This is a genomic window from Pseudoalteromonas sp. UG3-2, assembly GCF_037120705.1.
In the GTDB taxonomy this organism is placed as follows: domain Bacteria; phylum Pseudomonadota; class Gammaproteobacteria; order Enterobacterales; family Alteromonadaceae; genus Pseudoalteromonas.
Genome location: NZ_JAWLJU010000002.1, coordinates 2,188,608 through 2,210,772 on the forward strand (window position 1 = coordinate 2,188,608; position 22,165 = coordinate 2,210,772).

The 22,165-nt window shown below is 46.2% G+C and carries 14 protein-coding genes; 7 read left to right on the forward strand and 7 right to left on the reverse strand.

What is annotated here, in order from left to right; translation table 11 throughout:
* Nucleotides 1-11 precede the first annotated feature (11 nt).
* Nucleotides 12-782, reverse strand: coding sequence for a transcriptional repressor AgaR (gene agaR, locus R3P39_RS12935; protein WP_336567947.1), 771 nt, complete (start codon nucleotides 780-782; stop codon nucleotides 12-14).
* 255 nt (nucleotides 783-1,037) lie between these two features.
* Between agaR and R3P39_RS12940 the strand changes: the two genes are divergently transcribed.
* The 4 genes from R3P39_RS12940 (at nucleotide 1,038) to R3P39_RS12955 (ending at nucleotide 9,254) form a co-directional block, all read left to right on the forward strand.
* Nucleotides 1,038-2,408, forward strand: a complete 1,371-nt coding sequence (locus R3P39_RS12940; protein ID WP_336567948.1) for a Gfo/Idh/MocA family oxidoreductase — start codon at nucleotides 1,038-1,040, stop codon at nucleotides 2,406-2,408.
* Nucleotides 2,409-2,526: 118 nt separating this feature from the next.
* Complete coding sequence (locus R3P39_RS12945; protein ID WP_336567949.1) at nucleotides 2,527-5,361, forward strand: TonB-dependent receptor; 2,835 nt, start codon at nucleotides 2,527-2,529, stop codon at nucleotides 5,359-5,361.
* 46 nt (nucleotides 5,362-5,407) lie between these two features.
* Nucleotides 5,408-6,712, forward strand: a complete 1,305-nt coding sequence (locus tag R3P39_RS12950) for a DUF3472 domain-containing protein (RefSeq protein WP_336567950.1) — start codon at nucleotides 5,408-5,410, stop codon at nucleotides 6,710-6,712.
* Nucleotides 6,713-7,850: 1,138 nt separating this feature from the next.
* Nucleotides 7,851-9,254 carry a sensor domain-containing diguanylate cyclase gene (locus R3P39_RS12955; RefSeq protein ID WP_336567951.1) on the forward strand — a complete coding sequence of 468 codons (1,404 nt, stop codon included), beginning with the start codon at nucleotides 7,851-7,853 and terminating at the stop codon, nucleotides 9,252-9,254.
* On the opposite strand, the gene ylqF is transcribed toward R3P39_RS12955, so the two are convergent.
* Together ylqF and R3P39_RS12965 are read right to left on the reverse strand one after the other, a co-directional pair.
* Nucleotides 9,251-10,195, reverse strand: a complete 945-nt coding sequence (ylqF, locus tag R3P39_RS12960) for a ribosome biogenesis GTPase YlqF (protein ID WP_336567953.1) — start codon at nucleotides 10,193-10,195, stop codon at nucleotides 9,251-9,253. The two genes, R3P39_RS12955 and ylqF, sit on opposite strands and share 4 nt — an antisense overlap.
* A gap of 168 nt (nucleotides 10,196-10,363) precedes the next feature.
* The gene (locus R3P39_RS12965; protein ID WP_336567954.1) at nucleotides 10,364-12,247 is read right to left on the reverse strand and encodes a methyl-accepting chemotaxis protein; all 1,884 of its coding nucleotides are present in this window, start codon (nucleotides 12,245-12,247) and stop codon (nucleotides 10,364-10,366) included.
* Between the two features lie 85 nt (nucleotides 12,248-12,332).
* Between R3P39_RS12965 and R3P39_RS12970 the strand changes: the two genes are divergently transcribed.
* Both R3P39_RS12970 and R3P39_RS12975 read left to right on the forward strand, forming a co-directional pair.
* On the forward strand, nucleotides 12,333-13,478 hold the full coding sequence (locus tag R3P39_RS12970; RefSeq protein WP_336567955.1) for a porin: 1,146 nt from the start codon (nucleotides 12,333-12,335) through the stop codon (nucleotides 13,476-13,478).
* Nucleotides 13,479-13,589: 111 nt separating this feature from the next.
* Nucleotides 13,590-14,231 carry a PGAP1-like alpha/beta domain-containing protein gene (locus tag R3P39_RS12975; protein WP_336567957.1) on the forward strand — a complete coding sequence of 214 codons (642 nt, stop codon included), beginning with the start codon at nucleotides 13,590-13,592 and terminating at the stop codon, nucleotides 14,229-14,231.
* On the opposite strand, the gene R3P39_RS12980 is transcribed toward R3P39_RS12975, so the two are convergent.
* Entirely contained in the window at nucleotides 14,228-14,437 is a 210-nt protein-coding gene (locus tag R3P39_RS12980) for a hypothetical protein (RefSeq protein WP_336567958.1), read from the reverse strand. The genes R3P39_RS12975 and R3P39_RS12980 overlap by 4 nt on opposite strands.
* A 366-nt stretch (nucleotides 14,438-14,803) precedes the next feature.
* Between R3P39_RS12980 and R3P39_RS12985 the strand changes: the two genes are divergently transcribed.
* Nucleotides 14,804-15,277 carry a Dps family protein gene (locus tag R3P39_RS12985; RefSeq protein WP_336567959.1) on the forward strand — a complete coding sequence of 158 codons (474 nt, stop codon included), beginning with the start codon at nucleotides 14,804-14,806 and terminating at the stop codon, nucleotides 15,275-15,277.
* Nucleotides 15,278-15,323: 46 nt separating this feature from the next.
* Here the strand turns inward: R3P39_RS12985 and R3P39_RS12990 are convergent, their stop codons facing one another.
* From R3P39_RS12990 to R3P39_RS13000, 3 genes are all read right to left on the reverse strand, one after another.
* Nucleotides 15,324-17,378: a S9 family peptidase gene (locus R3P39_RS12990; protein ID WP_442962052.1), complete on the reverse strand. Its 2,055-nt coding sequence runs from the start codon at nucleotides 17,376-17,378 to the stop codon at nucleotides 15,324-15,326.
* 117 nt (nucleotides 17,379-17,495) lie between these two features.
* A complete protein-coding gene (locus R3P39_RS12995; protein ID WP_336567960.1) occupies nucleotides 17,496-20,651 on the reverse strand; it encodes an efflux RND transporter permease subunit in 3,156 nt (1,051 codons plus the stop codon).
* A gap of 15 nt (nucleotides 20,652-20,666) precedes the next feature.
* On the reverse strand, nucleotides 20,667-21,833 hold the full coding sequence (locus R3P39_RS13000; RefSeq protein ID WP_336567962.1) for an efflux RND transporter periplasmic adaptor subunit: 1,167 nt from the start codon (nucleotides 21,831-21,833) through the stop codon (nucleotides 20,667-20,669).
* Nucleotides 21,834-22,165 lie beyond the last annotated feature (332 nt).

A 22,165-nucleotide genomic window follows, 5' to 3' on the forward strand; every position in this document is an offset into this window, starting at 1 on the left:
GTGATCACCTCTTAAGACGTTATTAAATGTACCTCAATTCCGGCAGCGACCAGCTGTTCATGTACTTCAGCTGGTATGCCACTATCTGTTACCAAAACGTCAATCTCTTCACAGGAGATAATGCGATGCACGCCTTTGCGGTCAAATTTACTGGAATCGGTGACCACGATCACTTGCTTGGCAGCCTTACACATCTGTCGATTCAGTGTCGCCTCAGGCTCAAAGTGTGTGGTTACCCCAACATCGACCGAAAAGCCATCGACACCTAGCACTAAACGATCAAAGTGGTACTGTTGCAACTGCTCTTCAGCATGACTACCGTAAAAAGACAACGACTTCTTCCGTAATGAACCGCCCGTCATCAACACATCTACGCCGTCAGCTGCTACTAACGCTTGCGCAACATTCAAGCCATTGGTCATCACCACCACTTGTTGATGTTGATGCAACTGCTTGGCGACCTCTTCGGTAGTGGTACCAGAGTCCAGAATAATCGACTCATTATTACCAATTAATGCCGCCACCCGCTTTCCTAACTCCACCTTCAGTTGATGGTGATGGTCGTGCTTTTCACTAATGGTTAACTCCTTAGTGAGTTTCGAGCTGGCGATGGCTCCACCGTGAGAGCGAACCAATAATCCCTTATCATGCAATGCATTAAGATCGTTTCTTATGGTCACCGTTGATACACCAAATTGCTCTGCCAATTCAGCTACCTCAACTCGCTCTGCTTGACCTACGAGCTGGACTATTTCATGGCGTCTTTCAATGGTGTTCAGCATGACACCTCCTTTCGTTTTGGTTAATTTTAGTCTACACACCTTTCACTTGCTTTCAATTTATTTTTTTACTTTCACTTCAAATAAAATATAAACACTTGATTTTCATGCAATTAAATTTAAATCGAAAGAAAACTGAAAACAAAACGAAGCAATCTGAAAGATCTTTTACTTGCGTTCAAAACATATCTGCCGTAATAATAACCAAAAAGTAACATTCCGCTTTTAACAACAAAACTGAACATTAATGAGGTTATTATGGGTGATCTAAACCGTCGGCGATTCCTGCAATCCATGGCTGCAATTGCAGCAACAAGCGCAGTGGTTGGCTGCGCCAGCAATAATAATAAGTCGCCGCTGGCGCCAAAGCCACAAGGAAATTCAGTTCAGGGTTTAGTGGTGCCCAAACTCGATGTTGTGAGAGTTGCTTTCATTGGCGTTGGACAGCGGGGCGTCGGTGCGGTTAAGCACTTTTGCCATATCGATGGTGTCGAAATTAAAGCGATATGCGACACCCACCAAGCCGTGGTTGACCGCGCAGTCAAGATTGTTACCGATAAAGGCTTAAACAAACCCGACACCTATGGTCGCAGTGATCTTGATTACCGCCGCATGCTAGCACGAGATGATATCGATATTGTTATTATTTCCACACCTTGGAAATGGCATACCCCAATGGCGGTAGATACCATGGAAAGCGGTAAGCATGCGTTAGTTGAGGTACCTGCCGCGGTCACCATTGAAGAGGCATGGCAGCTGGTGAATACCTCAGAGCGTACGCAGAAAAACTGCATGATGCTTGAAAACGTTTGCTATGGTCGCGACGAACTGATGGTGCTAAACATGGTTCGCCAAGGTTTATTTGGTGAGCTGCTGCATGGTGAAGCCGCTTATATTCATGAATTGCGCTGGCAGATGAAAGAGCTGGAGCAAAAAACCGGCTCATGGCGTACTCACTGGCACACTAAGCGTAACGGTAACCTCTATCCCACCCATGGCTTAGGCCCGGTTTCTCAGTATATGAACATCAATCGCGGTGATCGCTTTGATTACATTTCTTCGATGAGCTCACCGGCGCTGGGACGCGCGGCCTATGCCAAACGAGAGTTTCCAGCCGATCACCCACGTAATCAATTGGATTATATTGCTGGCGATATGAACACCAGCATTATTAAAACCGCAAAAGGTCGTTCAATTATGGTACAGCACGATACCACTACCCCACGCCCTTACTCCCGCCATAACTTAATTCAAGGTACCAATGGCGTATTTGCAGGATTCCCCAACCGCATCGCGCTAGAAAATGGCGGGAGTAAGAGCTTTCATGAATGGGACTACGACATGAACGACTGGTATGGCAAATATGACCACCCACTATGGCAAAAAATGGGCGCAGAAGCCGAACGCAATGGCGGTCATGGTGGTATGGACTTTCTAATGTTCTGGCGCATCGTCTATTGCCTTCGTAATGGCGAGCCACTGGATCAAGATGTTTACGATGCCGCGGCATGGTCAGCCGTCTTCCCACTTTCTATGGACTCAGTTGCAGACAGAAGTAATAGCAAGGACTTCCCAGACTTTACTCGGGGCACATGGCGTACTGCAACACCTCTAGGCATTGTGTCTTAGCGAAAGAGGTGGTTAGGGTAAGCGCCGGCTTACTCTGACTACCCCATCGTCTTTGCTCATGCCGATAATCGCGTCAAAGATACGCGCAACATAACAACATACTCAACAGGACAATAAGATGAAGCAGACACTCAAACGCTGTGCCGTGGGGTTGGCGGTCAGTTCCGCCCTGACCCTTCCCAGCTATGCCAACGAAGAAGAGCAACAAGAACAACAAGCCGAAGAGCAAGTCGAAACGATTGAAGTACGAGGGGTACGCTCCAGTATTAAAGAGTCTTTATTTTTAAAGAAGAATGCCGTTGGTGTGATGGACGCCATCGTTGCTGAAGACATCGGCAAGTTCCCCGATCAGAACCTTGCAGAAGCACTGCAGCGCATGACAGGCATTGCTATTACCCGCAATGCCGGGGAAGGCCAAAATGTCACCGTACGCGGTTTAGGGGGCGACTTTAATGTCACCACCATCAATGGTCGTCGAATGGCCTCGGAGCACAGCAGCCGGGACTTTAATTTTGACTTGATCGCACCGGAAATGGTTCAGGCGCTCGAGGTATATAAGTCACCCCAAGCCAAAACCCAAGAAGGCGGTATTGGCTCCGTGATCAATATAAAAACTCGCCGACCGCTGGATATGGATGGCTTTACCCTAGCAGGGAGCGCCAAAGCAATTTATGAAGAGCGCACCGGCGATACCAATCCGCAAGCGTCGTTTTTGATCAGCGATACCTTTTTTGACGATACCTTTGGTGCCTTATTTACAGCCGTTTATTCAGAGCGCACACAACGAGAAGATGCCTATGAAGGGCAAGGGTTTTATGATCCCGAAGAAAATACCGATGTTCGCGTTCCGGTTGACAGTAACCGTAATGGTGAACTGGACGAAGGAGAAGAAGTTCACCCGTCGATGATCCCAGGGTATGTTCGCTACTCAAACTGGCAAGACGAACGCGAGCGCATTGGTGCCAGCTTAGCGCTGCAATGGCGACCCACTGACGACATCGATGTGACCTTTGATAGCCTTTATTCCAGCTATAAAACCGACGGCGAAAAATATCAAATTTCTTTTGTCACCTATGATGAACCTTGGACGCCTGGTATCCCTGCTGTTGGCGAGCTCAAATTCAATGACGAGGGTAATGTCAATTATGTCGAGCTAGTTGATGGTGCCATGGCCGAGTTACTTAATGTTTCTGAGCCGCGTAATACCGATACTTGGCAAGCTGGGGTAAACTTCAAGTGGTACGCAAATTCTGATTTAACCGTAGAGCTGGACTTGTCTAAATCTCGCGCTGAGCGCGTTAATGACGGTGATAACCGCTACATTGTTGCGCGTGGCTTTGTCGATACCATCACCATCGACCAAACCAGTGATAACTTACTTCCAGACGTCACTATGTCGCCGGCACTCAATGCCGATCAACCGTTTGGCGCGCATTACAGTTACAACTACGGAACTGAGATCATCAGTGATGTTGAAGAGCTCAAACTGGTGGGAAATTACCTTCCCGAGTGGGAAATGGTCAAGGACATTCAGTTTGGCTTTCACTATGGCAAACAAACCAAAGCGCGTGATGTCAGTAAGTCGCAAAACCCTTCCATGTTTAGTAACGGCGGTGCCTATTTTAAAAATTCAGACTACGCCAGCTTTGATGACTCCAGCGTTGAAACCCTAGGGGGACTCGAGCTGTTTCGCCTGCCAGCCGATGTTTTGGTACCGGCCAACTTCGACAACTTCTTAGAAGGAGAACCTGGGCAACACCCGGCCCCCTGGGCAAGCTTTGATTATGATAAGCTCTATGCGTTTTATCAGTCCATTAACGGCCAAGCTGCCGACGATAAAATTCGTGCCTCTAGAACACCTCAAGACTCTTATGAACTCTCAGAAGCCACCTTTGCTCTATACCTTGAAACCAACTTAGTGGGTGAGCTGGCGCAACTGCCTTATAACCTCAATTTAGGTATCAGAGCGATTAAGACTGAGATCACCTCAGATGGTTATGTGTTCGACTACCCAAACTTAGTGTATAAGGTCGAAGAGGATGAGAATGGCGACATTCTGTATCAACTCGACGGTGACATGGCAGACTATTACTCTAACTCTTACCTTGAAGATGACTACACCGATGTCTTGCCAAGTATGAATTTCAAGCTCGATATTACCGACAGCTTGTTGTTTAGAACCAGTGCAGCTAAGGTCATCACTCGCCCGAATATTGGTTTTCTAACCCCATACAGCTACGTGAGCTTCAACAACTTTGAGCTTTACCTAGCCAACCCTGGTATTAAGCCATTGCGTGCCAACCAAGTTGACTTTGCGCTGGAGTGGTACTTCTCAGATTATGGCGCCCTGACCTTTGCGACCTATTTTAAAGACATTAAATCGGTTATTGCCGAGGGGCGTGTTGGCACCATTAATGTTGGCACCTTTTTAAAAGACGGTGAAGCAGTAGAAGGCCCAGAGTTTACGCAAATATCGCCACGCTCAGAAGCGGGCGCGGAAGTAAAAGGCTTTGAAATCGCTTATCAACAATCCTTTGAGAACTTACTGCCTGCGCCTTTTGATGGCCTTGGTGTGCAAGCAAACTATACCTTTACCGACAGCAATTATGATGACCCAGAAAAAGATCAGCTGCCATTCGCAGGCATGTCTGAACACTCTTACAATGCGGTGATCTATTATGAGAAAAATGATTATCAAGCGCGTATTGCCTACAACTGGCGAGATGATTACTTGATGTATCCAGATGCTTGGGGTGGTCCACAGTGGGCAGCCGATTACGGACAGTTCGACTTTAGCGCCAGCTATAATGTTACTGATAAAACACGAATCGACCTCAATGTCACCAACCTAACTAACGAACGTCAGTGGTCATACATTAAAGTGCCTGAGCAAGTCAGTAGCTTAAGCCGCTATGGCCGTACCGTCAGTTTAGGTATTAACACCTCGTTTTAATCGTCATCAACAGCGATGGGGCTTCGGCCCCATTTAAGGAAAACCAATGAAGCGCATACTTATAACGCCATTGTTGCTCTGTACCTCACTGTGGGTCTGCGCCCAAGAGTATTTCATTAGCAGTTATGGTAATGCTTGGGTCGACGAGGACATTAGCGCCACCAAGCAATATATAACGGCCTCAGGGATCCGCGAATGGCAGGATAAGCAACTTACATTTAATCACTACTTTTATGCTAACAGCACCGGTCGCTACACCCTAAAACTCCACTTGCAGCGCCCCATATCACCTAGTACCTTGCTAATCAGCCACAATCATAGTCAAACCAGTGTCGAAATTAAGCGTAATAGCCCCGAAGTTATCACCGTTGGTGAGTTTGAGGTTGCCCAACTCGGGTACCAAACAATCGCCGTGCAGGGTAAAGCCTTAGCCAATGGTCGCCATAATCAGTTTCCCGCCATCAAGGGGATAAGTGTCAGTGGTGCAGCGCTGGCAAGCGCCCCCCATTATGTCAAAGAAGACGTTTACTGGGGCCGCCGTGGCCCGTCTGTGCATCTCAATTATCAGCTACCCGATAAAAAAGACTACAATTGGTTCTACAACGAAGTGACCGTGCCTACCGGCTATGATCCCGAGGGCTCTTACTTTATGGCCAATGGCTTCGGCGAAGGCTATTTTGGTATTCAGGTTAACTCAGCCACCGAACGACGCGTGTTATTCTCGGTGTGGAGCCCTTACCAAACTGATGATCCCAGTACCATACCCGAGCACTTAAAAATCAAACTACTTGATAAAGGGCCTGAGGTGTATGTCGGCGAGTTTGGCAATGAGGGTTCTGGGGGACAAAGCTACTTACGTTACCAGTGGCAAACGGATACTACCTATCGCTTTTTAGTCAATATAGAGCCCAGTGCTGAACACCCTGGCCATACTGACTATCGAGGGTACTTTTATACCCCTGAAACAGGTCAGTGGCGACTTATTGCTGCGTTTAGCCGCCCAGAGACCACCACTTATGTTGCCAGGCCCCATAGCTTTTTAGAAAACTTTTTACCTCAAGCGGGTCAATTGCAGCGCAAGGCGTTTTACCACCGCCAGTTTTTGCGTGACACCCAAGGTAATTGGGTTGAACTGAACCAAGCTAAATTTACTTATGATGCCACGGCTAAAAAGCAATCACGCCTCGACTACCAAGGGGGAACAACACAATCGCGTTTCTACCTTAGAAACACCGGTTTTTTCACCGGCCCCACTCCCTACCTTAAGACATTTACGCGCCCCTTAAGCAACACCCCACCGGCGATCCCATGGCAATCTTTACGTAGCCTCTCTACTAAAGCAGCGCAATAGCCACCCATTTGTCACTAGGCCCACCTAGGGTTTAGTGACATTAAATCTAAATTTACACAACAATATAAAAACCCAAAACACACATCAAACTCAAAATATAAAAATGCAGCGGACTCAAATAGATAGATCTAAATAAGAATTATTTTCAAAAACATGGTTGACAGCCAGCAAGATCTAACTGATAATCAATCTCAACAAGGCAAGAGTGACGGCTTGTTTTGTTTTCTCGCTGCATTAAGACGTAGTAGTTGAGACCACTGTTTCTTGACCCGAAACATGGCTGGTAGCCATAACTACCAAGGATGTTAGGCGCACTTGCACCCCAGACGCAAACCTAACACCCCACATTTTACTTGCTACATTGCTCATATCGGTGACGGTAGATATGAAATCAAAAAGCCCTTTGCAGGGCTTTTTTTATGCCTGCTATTAGCCATCGCGATCACCAACATATAAATGAGAATTATTTTTAATTGGGTGTTGACAGCCAGTTAAATCTAACTGATAATCAATATCAACAAAACAGGAACGTTTTGTTGTGACAGCTAATCAGTTTAAGGGATAAGGAAATACCTTTAGCGACTTAGCAACAGTTTACTCTAGTTTGTTTCTCGACCCTGAAACACGGATCGCCAACGTTAATGGCGAATACACTTTACTTGGTTCCCCTAAGCCAAGTGGAGTTGTTGTTAAAATTTACTTGCTACATTGCTCATATCGGTGACGGTTGATATGACTTAAAAAAGCCCTTTATAGGGCTTTTTTTATGTCTGCAGATCTGAACTACTTAGGCACATTAATGTAATGAGAATTATTATCAAAAACTATTGACACCAGCACTAATCTAATTGATAATCACTCTCAACAAAGGCAAGGCGATATTGCTCTTTTTGTTTAACAGATTCGACCCTGAATCGTGCTGCTCACGTAAACAGCTTTGTTGCTGGTGATATGCTACAACGCCCCTTGATGTGTATCACTGGCAACCACTTTTTTACTTGCTACATTGCTCATATCGGTGACGGTAGATATGAATCAAAAAGCCCTATTTAGGGCTTTTTTTATTGCTGTAATCTGATGTAATAGCCACGATTACTATGTCCCCTTAAAATAGTGTTTTCAGCAAATCTGCAGTCAGATGAACGCACCGCGATATCGTTATAATTTGCTCTTAAGTTTGTTATTACTGGTCGGCTTTATTATTACCAGCTGGGTTAGTATCGAGCATACTAAGCAATCACTATACAGTGGTATTCAAGATGACGCCCTGCCTCTCACCAGTCACCTCATCGATATCGATATTCAAAAACGCCTGCAAGCACCGATCATCGCCGCCAAACAAATGGCGCATAATACCTTTGTCAAACGCTGGCTGGCCTCAGACACACGCAGTGAATCCGCCTTATTCGATTTCCTAGAATCTGTAAGGCAGCTCCATAATGCTAAAACCTGTTTTATGGTCGATGATGACTCGCTTACCTACTATCACTACAACGGCAATAAGCAAACGCTGGATCTACGCGATAAGCAAAACGACTGGTACCGTGTCAGCACTCAAGGAAGCCAAGACTACAACCTGAATGTCGACATAGACCCGCGGGATAATAACCAAGCAATTGTGTATGTGAATCATAAAATAATGCATCAAGGTGAAGTCAAGGGCATTATCGGTGTAGGTGTGTTACTTACTGACTTACAAATACTGATCGAGCAATATCAACAAACCTACGCCAGAAAGGTGTATTTTATTGATCACCATGGTCGCTTACTATTTTATGACAATGCCATTGGTGACAATATCCAAAGCCGTTTCCCCAACCAAGCTGAGCAAATACTAACGCAGCCAATTTATAAATTTCATCAAGAAGATGAGCAGCAAACCACTTTTGTACATAGTAGTTACCTCAGTGATTTGGGTTGGCGTTTAGTGGTAGAACAGCGTTTAGAAAAAGCGCACGCTTTTGAAAGTATTTTCACCACAAAGTTATGGGTCGGTAGTTTAGTAACCTTATGTATTCTCGGTATTGCACAACTGACATTCAATCATTACCAAAAGCGGCTAGAAAAAATGGCTAAGTGCGACAAGCTGACTGAAGCCTATAACCGCCAAGCATTTGAGCCTTTTTTACAAGCACATCTTGCCAAGGCCCGTACCCAAGCACTGCCAGTGACCATGTTAATGATGGATATCGACCATTTCAAACAGGTGAATGATCAACATGGTCATGTGGTTGGCGATAGAGTATTAAAGTGCTTTGCCGATGTCTGCAAACAGCAGGTTGGTGATGAGGGTAAAGTCTGTCGTTGGGGCGGTGAAGAGTTTATGGTGCTACTGCCTAAAACCAACCTTGAGCAAGGAGCCAAGATCGCTGATAAAATACACCAGGCGTTAGCTCAGGCCCCATGCGAGGTCAAAGTCACGGTGAGTATAGGCGTAGCACAATATCATATTGATGAGTCTCAAGATGGCTTTATAAAGCGCGCCGATGCGGCGCTATATAAAGCCAAGCAAGGTAGAAACCAAACCAAGCTCGCGGCTTAACGACGATTTTTACGCGCTCGCGCCCGGCGCTGACGCTTCTCTTCCTCTTTCGCCGCCTTTTTCGCCTCAGCTTGCGCTCTGAGCTCGGCAACCATTTGCTCTTCACGCTCACGCATCTCTGGGGTTTCCATGGTAATTCGCCCCAATATCGCATCGCGCAATTCGTTGATCAAAATCTCCGACATCTTGTGAGTATCAACTTGATTACCACTGCGCAAACAGCCACGCTTTCGTCCCGCCATTTCAATAAAGGTCCAATCGCAATCCGGTAGTTCGTCAACCTTATAGCGTGTTCGCAGTAACTCAGGATAGGCTTTTAACAAATACTCTGCGGTATAACTGGCCACTTCCTCGTAGTTGATGGCGGTGTCTTTTATGGCACCTGTTGCTGCTAAGCGATAGCCTGAGTTTTCGTTTTCTACTTTCGGCCAAAGCATCCCTGGGGTGTCGTAAAGCATAATGCCATCTTCTAAGCGGATCCGTTGCTGCGCTTTTGTCACGGCAGGCTCATTGCCAGTTTTTGCGACAATGCGGCCAGCCAAGTGATTGATAAGCGTCGACTTACCAACATTTGGGATGCCCATGATCATGGCTTTAAGCTGTTTGTCTTGACCCACCTTATGCGGAGCCAGCTTTTTACATAAGGCATTAATGCGCTGAACGTCATTGCCCTTATTATGGCTCAAAGCCAGCGCCTTCACGCCACTTTCTTGCTCAAAATACGCCATCCACTGCTCAGTCATCTCAGGGTCGGCCAAGTCGGCTTTGTTCATGATTTTGATCACCGGCTTGTCACCGCGCAATTGCCCCACCATGGGGTTTTCACTGCTGTAAGGTATGCGGGCATCTAATACCTCAATAATGACATCCACTTGCGGCATGATCTCTTTGATCTCATTGCGCGCCTTGTTCATGTGTCCCGGAAACCACTGTATCGCCATGTTACTTACCCATGTTAAATCTGTATTAAGCTAAAACTGCTGTTATTCAGTTATGATACCACATACCAATCTGGCTAACGTATAGCTACAGGACTCTATGGCGAAAATGCTGTAAAGCTCCACCTTCTTGCAGGGTCGTTTTAGTCTTATATCAGCCAAAGTAAATATTCACAAAGTAAATTTCGACAGCAGTGTTTCTTGCTCATGGGCATTATCAGCCAGTTCTTGAGAAGCGCTAAATTGCTTGCTGGAAAAGCTCCCTACTTCCACGCTAATATCATTGATATGAATGGTGTTTTTGTTGATTTCTTCAATCACAACACTTTGCTGCTCAATGGCGGTGGCAATTTGAATATTGCGATCCATTAGCTCTTTCACCATTTCTGAGATTTCTTCTAGCATGGTGGTGGCGTCTTCCGTTTGGCTGACACACAACTGGGTTTTATCGCGACTGCTGGCCATGGATTGTTGTACCTGATTAGAAGAAACTTGAATTTGGTCGATCATGGTTTTGATTTCGGTGGTGGACTCTTGGGTTTTCGATGCCAAAGTCCGCACTTCGTCGGCAACCACGGCAAAGCCGCGACCTTGTTCGCCGGCTCGGGCAGCTTCAATGGCGGCATTAAGTGCCAAGAGGTTGGTTTGCTCGGCAATGCCATTAATCACCGAGAGGATATTTTCGATATTTTGGCTGTATTCCGCCAATTGCGTACTGAGCTCAAAAGAGGCGTTTATATCCTCGGCCAGAGCATTGATCTGCTCTCGCGCTTGCAGAAAGATTTCTTGACCCTCTGAAGTTTTGTCATTCACCGAGGTAATTGAGCTGGCTGCTTGCTGGGCATTACCGGCTATTTCGGTAGAGGTGGTGCTCATTTGGTTCATTGCCGTTGCCAGGTTTTCAATCAAGCTTACCTGTTGTTCGAGTTTTTGCGATGACTGCGTCGATAGATCTTTTGCGGCGTCACTGCTGCTTACCACATCGTCGGCTCGCTCTTTAACACGGCCTACTAAGTCATGAAGAAAAGCTAGAAAAAGGTTAAACTGCCTAGCAACGACCCCGCATTCGTCCTCATTTTTTATCCGTAGCCGCCGAGTTAAATCGCCGCCACCGCTGGCCATGTTAGTAATGGCCGACTCTAAATCGTGCAGGGGTTGCAGTAAGTGAAGTGCTAAAGCACGCACACTGAATACACCAATGGCGACGGCCACAATGGCAATAATGAGTGAGTTCATGGTGATATCAAATAAGGTGCTGTAAGCCTTACTCTTATCGATTAATACCGCAAGATACCACTCCGTGCCAAAACGGTTATCGAGCGGGTGTAAGTAAAACAACTGAGTCCCTTTTTCACCGTCTACTTCCTGAAGTTGGTCAATGGTATCTAAGCTCAGCTCAGGATAAATCTGGCGTAGTTTCTTACCGTTATGTTGGCTGTTTTGATGGGAAATAATATTGCCAGACTTGTCGACCAAAAAAGCATAGCCGGTGTTATCGAAGTTGATTTGATTAACACTACGCGCGATGGTTTCTAGGCTTAAGTCACCACCAATCACGCCTTGTAAACGACCATTGGTAGTGATTGGAGATACCACAGATAACAGCAGCTCTCCGGTGGCGGCATCGAGGTAGGGGCTTGTATAAACTGTTTCACCGCGGTTTTTGCCTAACTGATACCAAGCTCGTTGACGAAAGTCGACATCCGGCGGATTTTGCCGCGCAGGATTATTAGAGCGCAGCCCGCGCTCATCCACCAAGGTACCAAAAGCCAATAGGAACTCTTGCTTAAACACCGGTGTGTTTAATGCTTGTTGAAACCTCTCTTTACTGAAGTCCTGCTCTAGCTGACTCTTTATAACATTGATTTGGCTTGCCTTTGCCGCAAGCCAGTTGTCGATACTAACAGCCAACAACTCGCTATTATCACTCACATAGGCATGGGTTTTGGTGGTGACGGAGTCGCTGACAAACCAATAAGTCGACAAAGTAGTAATACTGATAATAAGCAATATTACCACAGCGGAAGTGACCGAGAACTTGGTGCGGATCTTCATTTTGTTACAACCTGAACAAAAAATGCTCGAATGTAAAAAGTGTTGTCTATAATTCAATTAATGGCAACTGAACGGTGTAAAAAGTATGCAACTACTGCAAACACGATTAACCACCTTGCTTTATCTCGCTGGGCTTTGTAGCTACTCCACTTACACAGCCGCCACTCCCGTTACCATGGATGACATTCGCCGCTTAGAACAGCAACTGGCAGAGCTAAAAGCACGCTTTGAGGCGCAAAATAAACCTGCAACACAAGCTCAACAGAGCAAAGCCGCACCACCAGCAAAAGCAACCCAGCAACTGCCGCGCACCAGTATAAGGACCTATGCCACAGTGCGGCCCACATTTGGACTTATCGATGAAAATAACCAGAGCAACTGGGATGTTCGCGATGCCTTGTCGCATGCCGGACTAAAAGTCGACCACGAGTTCGCAACAGGTTGGAAAGCGGAACTACACGGCGAATGGGGGATTGATTTAGCCAATGAGGGTAATTTTGGTAAATCTCGCCGCGCCTATACGGCGTTGTCTACTCCTTATGGCCGTTTTGGCATTGGTAAACAACGTCCAGCGCAATATTTGTTTATTGCTGAGTACGTCGATATTTTTAACCACGCTAACAGTCCCTTTGCGTACGACCCAGAAAGTATCTTTTTTGTCGATAACTTACTCACCTATCGCTATCAGTGGGGGCCCATGACTTTTATTGCCGCGGGCCAGTTCAATGGCGATAAAGGAGACAACCAAACCGACTTACTCAATACGGGATTAAGTTATGATAACCATGGTCTCCATGCGGCCATCACCTATCAAGCCAACGATGTCTATGCTGAGCAGCAATACCTAGGTAAAAACCGTCTTATTTCTGGGGCGCTGGCCTATCAGTTTAGCTCTCGATTTTATGCCGCGCTGTCTTATCAAGACAAAGACTATGAGCGCATCAATGCCCTTGACCGCCAAGGCCATACGGTCGACCTATCGCTTGCTTATCAATTAGCAAAGCACTACAAACTGAAAACTGGGGTGTTTCAGTTTGATGATGGTTACAGTCGTTTTGATGCCCAGAACCAAAGTTTTGATGGTTATAACGTGACTCTGGAGTGGCTACCTACCGCGCCACTGCGAGTGCACCTGGAATACCTTAGTAAGTCGTTTGATAACCAAGTCGACATGGACTCCATCTCCATCGGTATTCGCTATGATTACCAGCAGCAATGGCAGTTTGATTAACAGCTCTGACCTCAGCCATTTTTGCCACTAAAAGGGCAATTAGCCATTTCCTGTTCACTTGGCAATGGTACACTCACGGCTAGCACTCCCTGAAATAGTTTAGGATATTCAATGAGCGACGCAGCTTGGCCACAACAGCACGCTTTATCTCGCCCCATCGACAGCATTGTGGTGTTGCATGGCTTGTATATGTCGGGGTTTGTAATGAAACCACTGAGTGCGAGGCTAGAAAAGTCGGGTTACCGCACGCTCAACCTGAGCTACAACACCTTAACGCCCGACCGCGACAGCATTTTTGCCAAAATTGATGCCTTTATTGCCGATACTCAGGCAGCCTTAGTGTGCCATTCAATGGGGGGATTAGTCGCGCGTGCCTACCTCGAGCGCGGCTCTAGTGCCAGCAAACAAGTAAAAAAAGTGGTGACCTTAGGGACACCACATAAGGGCAGCGCCATTGCCAAGCATATGCATGACAAGGGCTTAGAGTTACTATTAAAGAACAGCGTGGAGTTTTTACTCACCGAAAACCATGACTGGCCGTTTGCCGCGCAGCTCTACAGTATCGCAGGTGATCTACCCATAGGGCTGATGCCACTGCTGCAAAAAGGCAGTAAGTCCGACGGCACGGTGTTACTGGAAGAAACCAAGCTCAATGGCATGGCCGAGCATAAGGTGTTTCACCTCAGCCACACCAGCATGCTTTATTCCCGCGCCGTTATGGATTACATCTGTGAGCGTTTAGCTCGGCCTTAATGCTCTGCGCTTGCCGCGACTTTATAAGCGATAAAGGCAATGATACCAGTGATAAGCGGTACAGGGGCTGCGATATAACCAAAGGTATCTGAGTTGGCAATACTGGCTCCGGCTAAGTGCCCAACCAAGCCCACAACAAACGCCAATAAAGCGATAACCACTACCACGAGTTCCATTTTATGTTCGGATTTTGTTTTACCTTGCATGGTCATTTCCTCAACTATCGGAATAGAATAAACACGCTACTTTCGTGTTCGGTTAAGTTCATTATGCGCTCATGGATTGCCGATAATTTGACCTGAATCAACTTTCAAACCATAGAAATCGCAGCTATGCCAGCAAGTTGCGCCAGATCAAATTTGCTGTGTTTTTCATTCTGTTGGACAAAATTTGGCAAGCTTTATTCCTCACGACCTTGTTTTTTTCACTGTCATCCCAACCTCTAGTTATATTGGAAATCGAAACGTAAATTTATTTTTGATTGATTTTTTAGATTAATAGCTTTGATTTAAGTCATTGGGCAAGCAACTACAGTTGCGCCATACTAAGAGTGAATCAACAAGGAGCATCGCATGACAAACATAAATTCAATCGGTTTAGACAAAGACAAAAGCCAAGCACTGGTTAGTTCTCTGAATACCTTGCTAAGCAGCTACCAAATTCAGTATATGAATGCCCGCGGGTTTCACTGGAACATTAAAGGCCGTGAGTTTTTCGAACTACACCTAAAATTTGAAGAAATTTACACGCTGTTATTAGAGAAAGTCGATGAGATAGCCGAGCGTATTTTAACCATTGAAGGGGCTCCGCTGCACGCTTTCTCGGACTACTTAGAAACCAGCAAAATTAAAGAAGCCAAAGGCATTAGCGATGGCATTGAAGCCTTAGAGACGTTGTTGGATGGCTACACCACGCTGATCACTATGCAACGTGAAATACTGACGCAAGCAGGTGAAGCTGAAGACGAAGGGACCGCCGCGCTAATGAGCGACTACATCAAGGAACAAGAAAAGCTAGTGTGGATGTTAAAAGCCTACCTAAACTAATTAGTAGCGCTGCTTGCCGCCCTTGCGGCAAGCAACACCTTGCGGCTTACTTATCTAATAAGGCAATAAAGAACGCCATTTCTAACGCTCGCTCATGGAGGCTTTTAAAGCGACCTGAAGCGCCGCCGTGACCCGAATCCATATCGGTTTTAAATAGCAGCAAGTTATCGTCCGTTTTATATTCTCTTAATTTTGCCACCCACTTCATCGGCTCCCAGTACTGCACTTGAGAATCGTGAAGGCCTGTAGTGACTAAAATATTGGGATACGCCTGCGCTTTAATGTTGTCATAAGGTGAATAGGCTAAGATGGTTTGATAATCCGCTTCATTATTGGGGTTTCCCCATTCATCGTACTCATTGGTGGTGAGCGGAATAGACTCATCCAGCATGGTGGTTAAGACATCTAAGAAAGGCACATGGCAGCCAATGCCTAGATACAATTCTGGTGCTTGATTGGCAATCGCCCCCATTAACAAACCACCGGCACTGCCACCTGAAGCAAAGACCTTATCCTTCGCGCCATAGCCTTGCTCCACAAGCGCTTTGGTGACATCAATAAAATCATTAAAGGTATTTTGTTTATGGGCTTTTTTACCCTGCTCATACCATTCGCGCCCTAGCATTTCTGAGCCACGAATGTGGGCGATGGCATAGACAAAACCACGGTCAAGTAAGCTTAAGATCTGGCTGGAAAAATTAGGGTCGATGGTAATGCCATACGAACCATAGCCATATTGCAGCAATGGATTGCTACCATCTTGTTGAAACTTGTCTTTGCGATACACCAAAGACACAGGCACGCTTTCACCGTCACGCACGCTGATATGAAGGCGCTCAGAATGGTAGTGCTCAGGGTGGAAATCTCCAAGCACCTGTTGCTGCTTTTTCAGTGTTTTTTTGCCCGTGGTTAAATCGCAATCATACACCGTATTGGGGGTGGTCATGCTCGAGTATTGGATACGGATAAAGTCAGCACTGGGCTCTGGATTATTGCCTATGGTGGCAAAGTAACAGGCATCGTCAAAGTTTAGGTGGTAACTTTGACCCTGGTAGTCGTGCACCACAAAGCGAATTTGCCCCTGCTCCCGCTCAGTCACCACAAAGTGGCTATCGAATAACTCCAACCCTTCGATTAGAACATGCTCGCGGTGCGCCACCAGTTCTTGCCATTGGCTGGGATCCGCTACGGTGTCTACGCTTGCTCTTGCAAGCTTAAAGTTTTTGGCGTTTTTATTACTGACAATATAGACATGCTCGCCAAACTTTTCTAAGCCATATTCATGCCCCTCTTCACGAGGCAGTAATGAGGTAAACTCACCACTTGGGTTATTGGCATCGAGCATCAGCTGATCCGATGTTTCTGTCGCCGCCAAGTAAATGAAAATAGCGCTCTCATCGCGGCTTTTCCCAAGGCCCATGTAAAACTGGCGGTCATGCTCCTCATACACCAGCACATCATCGGCTTGCGGCGTGCCGAGCACATGGCGATACACTTGAAAGCCCAGCAAGGTTTGCTGATCTTTTTTGACGTAAAACACGGTTTTATTATCGTTTGCCCACACCACCTGACCTTCGGTGTTTTCGAGGGTGTCTTCTAGGTAGGTATTGCTTTGTAAATCAAGAAATTTCAACGTGTAAATGCGGCGGCCATCAAGATCCTCGCTGTAAGCTAATAGCTGCTCGTTGGGGCTGACGGTGATATCACCAATATCATAAAACTCGTTGCCTGCGGCCAGTTGGTTGACATCTAACAGCAGAGTCTTATCAGTTAAGGCTTCGTCAGTAGCGCGAAAATGCTTGGCATACTCATCATCACCATTCACCTCGCTAACATACCAATAGTTACCATCTTTTGCTGGTACTGAACTGTCGTCTTTGACGATACGTCCTTTCATTTCCTCAAACAGCTGAGTTTTCAGTGCTTGGTGGGGCGCCATTTGTGCTTCGCAATAGGCATTTTCAGCGCGTAAATGGTCGAGAATTTCCGTGTCTTTGCGGTCATCGTCACGCATCCAGTAATACTGGTCGATACGTTCATGGTTATGATGAATAAGGCTTTTTGCCTGCTTCTTTGCTTGCGGTTGAGTTGTTTCCTGCACCAGTGAGTCATCCTACATGGTTATTTTGTCTCAGTGTAACACCGAACCGAGTTTCGAAAAAACCAACAAAAAAGCCGAGTAGTTGAGCTACTCGGCTTTTGTCACTTTGTGGTTTCGCTAAGCTTCGGCTTCTTCTAACGGCTCGTCTTTAGACTTACCTCTTAAGCGCCGGACTTTAGCCTTAATACTCGACCCCACCCCTTTGACATCGGTCAAGATGATATAGAGCGCAGGCACCAATACCAAGGTGATTAATGTGGCAAACAAGACCGCAAAACCTAGTGATACCGCCATTGGTATCACAAAGCGTGCCTGTAAGCTGGTCTCAAAGATAATCGGTAACACCCCAGCAAAGGTGGTGATCGAGGTCAAGGTTATCGCCCTAAAGCGCGCACACCCCGCTTCGATGACCGCATCTTTTAATCTCACTCCTTGGGCGCGAGCTTGGTTAATAAAGTCAGTCATCACCAAGGAGTCGTTAATAACCACCCCGGCTGCAGCCACCAAGCCAAACATCGACATAGTACTCATGTCTAAATCGAAGATTAAGTGGCCCCACAGCGCACCGACTAAGCTAAACGGGATCACCGACATCACAATTAAGGGTTGTGAGTAGCTCTTTAACGGCACTGCTAAGAGGATATAAACCATTAGCATACCGGCAGCAAAAAACAGCTGTTGCTCGTTGGTTTGCGCTTGGCGTTCTTCCACGCTGCCACCGAGCTTGGTGGTTACGCTAGGGAACTGCTCTAGTAAGTCCGGTAAAATATTTTCTTCAATATTTTCAACCACGGCATCAGGCTCAATCACTTCTTCGTCGATGCTGCCGTAAACATAAACCGTTCTAAAGCCGTCTTCACGACGAATGTAATTGATACCCGGTTTTTCCGTGAACTCCACGACATCACCTAGCATGACTTCTTTGCCTTGCGGTGTGGTAATGATAGTGCGTTTTAATGACGCCAAAGCTTTACGGTCTAGCTCTGGGTAGCGCACCATGACTTTAATTTCTTCACCGTCACGAATAACGCGCTGCGCCTCGCCACCATAAAAGCTATTGCCCACCTGAATGGCGACATCGGCAAGCTGTAAGCCCAGCTCATACGCCACAGGCTTAAGTGCCAGCTGCATCTCTTTACTGGCAGGGTCAATACTGGAGCTAATATCAAATAAACCCGGTTGCTGTTGTAGCTGCGAAATTAACTGCCGCCCAGCTGCATTTAGGGTTTCAATATCAGAGCCCATTAAGCGATAGCCAAATTCACCTTCACCACCACCGTTACCACCAACACTATCGGTCACCACAATCGATTTAACTGCCGTGATCTCTGGCATCGATTCGCGCCAGCGGCGCGCTAACTCAAACGCAGTAAATGGACGTAGCTCTTCGTCTACCAATGAAGTGAGTACTTGGCCTTTGGTACGGCTTTCATTCCAAGCGTACACGTCTTTAATCATGCCCTGACCAAACTCTTGCTCAATTTCCCTATCGACGCGCAGCATCATTTCCTCAACGGCCCGCATTGCTGTGATGGTTTGCTGATCGGAAACATTGTCATTCATGGTGATCTGAATACGCGGGTAGTCCTCCGGGACTTTAGGGAAGGGAATAAAACGCACCAGATTAGAGGTGACTAAGCTCATGCTGAAAATCAACATAGCAACAAAGCTTAACAGCACTGTCCAACGCCATTCGACACAACGAGTGATAAAGCGGCGGTACGGTCCATTTACAAAAGCAAAGAACTTTTTGTTGAATGCGGCACGACGGCTATTTTTACGCATTGGCTTAATCTTAGTGTGGGCAATATGCGCCGGAAGGATCCACTTCGACTCAATTAAGCTGAAGATTAAGCACAGAATAATCACGCCAGAAATTGACTTAAAGAAGGCGCTTTCAGGGCCAGATGAAAACAGCATAGGAGCAAATACGGCAATCGTGGTTAAAACCCCAAAAGTCGCAGGAGTTGCTACTCGCTTCGCCCCTAGCACCACATTTTGCACGCTATGGCCTTTGCGCTCAATTTCTGAATAAGCGGATTCACCAATGACAATGGCATCATCCACCACAATCCCCAGCACCATAATAAAGGCAAACAGTGAGACAATATTAATGCTGATCCCAAGTGCTGGCATAAACAAAAATGCCCCAAGGAAACAAACTGGCAAACCAATCATCACCCATAAGGCTAACTTAAAACGCAAGAACAAGGTCAACATAATCGCGACTAATAATGCCCCTTGGATCATGTTGTTTTTCATCATTTCCAAGCGGGCATTGAGATAGTATGTCATATCCACGATAGGCTCGATGATTAGACCCGCAGGTAACTCTGCATTTTTCTTATCAATATACTCGTGCACCGCTTTGGCGATGGGGATCATATTTTGATCTTTAGTGGCCTTAATGGATAAAAATACCGCATTATTACCATTTAGACTGAAGTAATATTCCCCCTCCGTTAAGCCATCTTTTATGGTCGCCACATCCTGCAGCAAAATTTTCGCGCCGTTATCACCGACTTTAACAGGAATATTTCTAAACTCAGTGCCACGGTACATTTGGTTTTCCACCCGCACCGCTATAATGCCCGACTCTGTTCTGATCTGGCCGGCTGAAATATTGGTTGAATAACGTCTAATGGCAGTACTGATATCACTAATTGTAAGGTTATAGCGACGAAGAGCATCAGGGTCCACTTCGATGCCAATTTCATAATTGGGTGTCGAACGGTCGACTAATGAAATCACTGGGATTTCAAGTAACTCATCTTCAATCTCTTTGGCGATGGGTTTAAGCTCGCTAATAGGTAAATCGCCACTTAACGCGATATCTACCACGTTCTGACGAAACTCTACCATTTGCACTTGCACCGGTTCCATTGACGCCGGAAAAGTTGCAATGCTATTAACGCGAGTACGAATTTTATCTTCAACCTCAGTAAGGTCTTCATCTTTAAAAATTTCTAACTGTGCACTGCCACTGCCACGAGCTGCACGATATACCCCTTTTTTGATTTCCGTCACGTCTTTTAACGCTTCTTCAATCTTGACCAGGATCCCCTCTTCAATCTCTTGCGGAGACGCGCCGGGGTAGACAGCAGAAACGGTAATATAATTAATTTCTATATTTGGAAACATCTGCCGCTGAATGGTGTTGTAGCTGATCAAACCCATGATCAGAATAAACACCATCAGCAGGTTGGCAGCAACGGGATTATTAGCAAAATACGCAATAATTCCGCGTTTTGAGTTTTGTTCTACCTCACTCATGATCGCTCCTTGCTGCTACAGCTTTTTTGGCTGTTGATTGGGTTCCGCCGACGAGTCCGCACCGGCCACTTTGACTGCCATGCCTTTTTGCGGGTATTCCGGTGGCGTCATCACGATGCGATCGCGACTGTTAATTCCTGAGCCAATTAAGAAATACTCACCTTCTTCGCGGATCACTTGCACCTTGCGCGGCTCAAGTTGGTTATCTTGATTGAGCAGCCAAACCGATTGATTATTCACAATGTCTTGTGGCAAACGGTAAATTTGCTTAAGGGTCTTACCGGCAAAGCTCACTTGCACATAAGTGCCATATTTAATTGCAGGTTGGTCGCTATTCAGCGCGTATGGGTCATCGATTCTGACGACTAAGTTATTCATTCTGGTTTGCTCATCAACCACCCCAAGGTCACGGGCGATTACGGCTTGGCGACTGAAAGCATTGGCACCACGTTGATAGACGTTGGCGGTGATCCCCGCTACGCGCTCAGGTAAAAACACAGAATCGAAGCCGGCAATTGGGATAATAACTTCTGCCGCCTCAATGTTGTTAATCGTCCCCACCGAACTCCCCATGGTGACAAACTGACCTAAACCTACGTCTTTTTGGACTACTAATGCGTTGTAAGGGGCGATAATTTCACAGTTTTCTAAATCTCGTTCGGCACGCTGTAACGCCGCTTGGGCTGATTTAACCGCCGCTTTAGCACTCATAACTTGTGGCTTACGTAAGAATAAATCGGTGTGCTTTTTATTCGGAAAACGCCGAGCTTCATCACGCGCAACTTCTGCTTGTGCTTGTTCTTCAATTAATTGCGCTTGCGCTCTGGCTAACTCCGCTTGGGCTTGTAATACCGCCGCCTCATAATTATCACGTTCAATGCGCAGTAATACTTCGCCTTTTTCAACTACTCCACCAGCAACAAAATTGGGGTGCCAGTATTCTACTTCTCCAGAGACCTGAATTGATAACCGGGTACTTTCCAGTGGCTGCACTTCGCCATAGCTTTGGATCACGACTTGGTGATCTTGCGCGGCTAAGGTTTCGACTTCAACGATGGGCCGAGAGTCCACTTCTTGTTTCTCGGGTTCGCTTTTGGCTACAGCATTAACGACTGAAAAGCCAATAATACCGACTATCAGCACGGTAAAGGGTAGTATCCATTTTAGAGTTTTAGCTTGCATGACTGTACCTATTGATAATTTCCTAGCCTAATAGTACCAATTTTCGTGCTATCTCGGATGTGACATTTGTAAGAATCTGTTACACATTTGTATAACGACCTTATGCCATGATAGATCACTTTAAATTAATTTACTTATTTCAGGTACTTAAACCCAATCTAAGAACAAAATTTTAACGCTTAATCAAGCTGTTAATTGGCTGTTTGATAACAATTATGCAGACAGTGTGTTACTCATGCTAATAAGCGTATTCGTTTGCAGGTAAGCATAGTATCACTAGGAAGGAAGGTCGAATTCTAGCAGGGCGTAACCACACTGGGTGCAGGCTACGC

Bases quoted from the DNA above. Each gene is read 5' to 3' on its own strand.
- agaR (WP_336567947.1), bottom strand. From the start codon at position 782: ATGCTGAACACCATTGAAAGACGCCATGAAATAGTCCAGCTCGTAGGT.
- R3P39_RS12940 (WP_336567948.1), top strand. From the start codon at position 1,038: ATGGGTGATCTAAACCGTCGGCGATTCCTGCAATCCATGGCTGCAATT.
- R3P39_RS12945 (WP_336567949.1), top strand. From the start codon at position 2,527: ATGAAGCAGACACTCAAACGCTGTGCCGTGGGGTTGGCGGTCAGTTCC.
- R3P39_RS12950 (WP_336567950.1), top strand. From the start codon at position 5,408: ATGAAGCGCATACTTATAACGCCATTGTTGCTCTGTACCTCACTGTGG.
- R3P39_RS12955 (WP_336567951.1), top strand. From the start codon at position 7,851: ATGAACGCACCGCGATATCGTTATAATTTGCTCTTAAGTTTGTTATTA.
- ylqF (WP_336567953.1), bottom strand. From the start codon at position 10,195: ATGGCGATACAGTGGTTTCCGGGACACATGAACAAGGCGCGCAATGAG.
- R3P39_RS12965 (WP_336567954.1), bottom strand. From the start codon at position 12,247: ATGAAGATCCGCACCAAGTTCTCGGTCACTTCCGCTGTGGTAATATTG.
- R3P39_RS12970 (WP_336567955.1), top strand. From the start codon at position 12,333: ATGCAACTACTGCAAACACGATTAACCACCTTGCTTTATCTCGCTGGG.
- R3P39_RS12975 (WP_336567957.1), top strand. From the start codon at position 13,590: ATGAGCGACGCAGCTTGGCCACAACAGCACGCTTTATCTCGCCCCATC.
- R3P39_RS12980 (WP_336567958.1), bottom strand. From the start codon at position 14,437: ATGCAAGGTAAAACAAAATCCGAACATAAAATGGAACTCGTGGTAGTG.
- R3P39_RS12985 (WP_336567959.1), top strand. From the start codon at position 14,804: ATGACAAACATAAATTCAATCGGTTTAGACAAAGACAAAAGCCAAGCA.
- R3P39_RS12995 (WP_336567960.1), bottom strand. From the start codon at position 20,651: ATGAGTGAGGTAGAACAAAACTCAAAACGCGGAATTATTGCGTATTTT.
- R3P39_RS13000 (WP_336567962.1), bottom strand. From the start codon at position 21,833: ATGCAAGCTAAAACTCTAAAATGGATACTACCCTTTACCGTGCTGATA.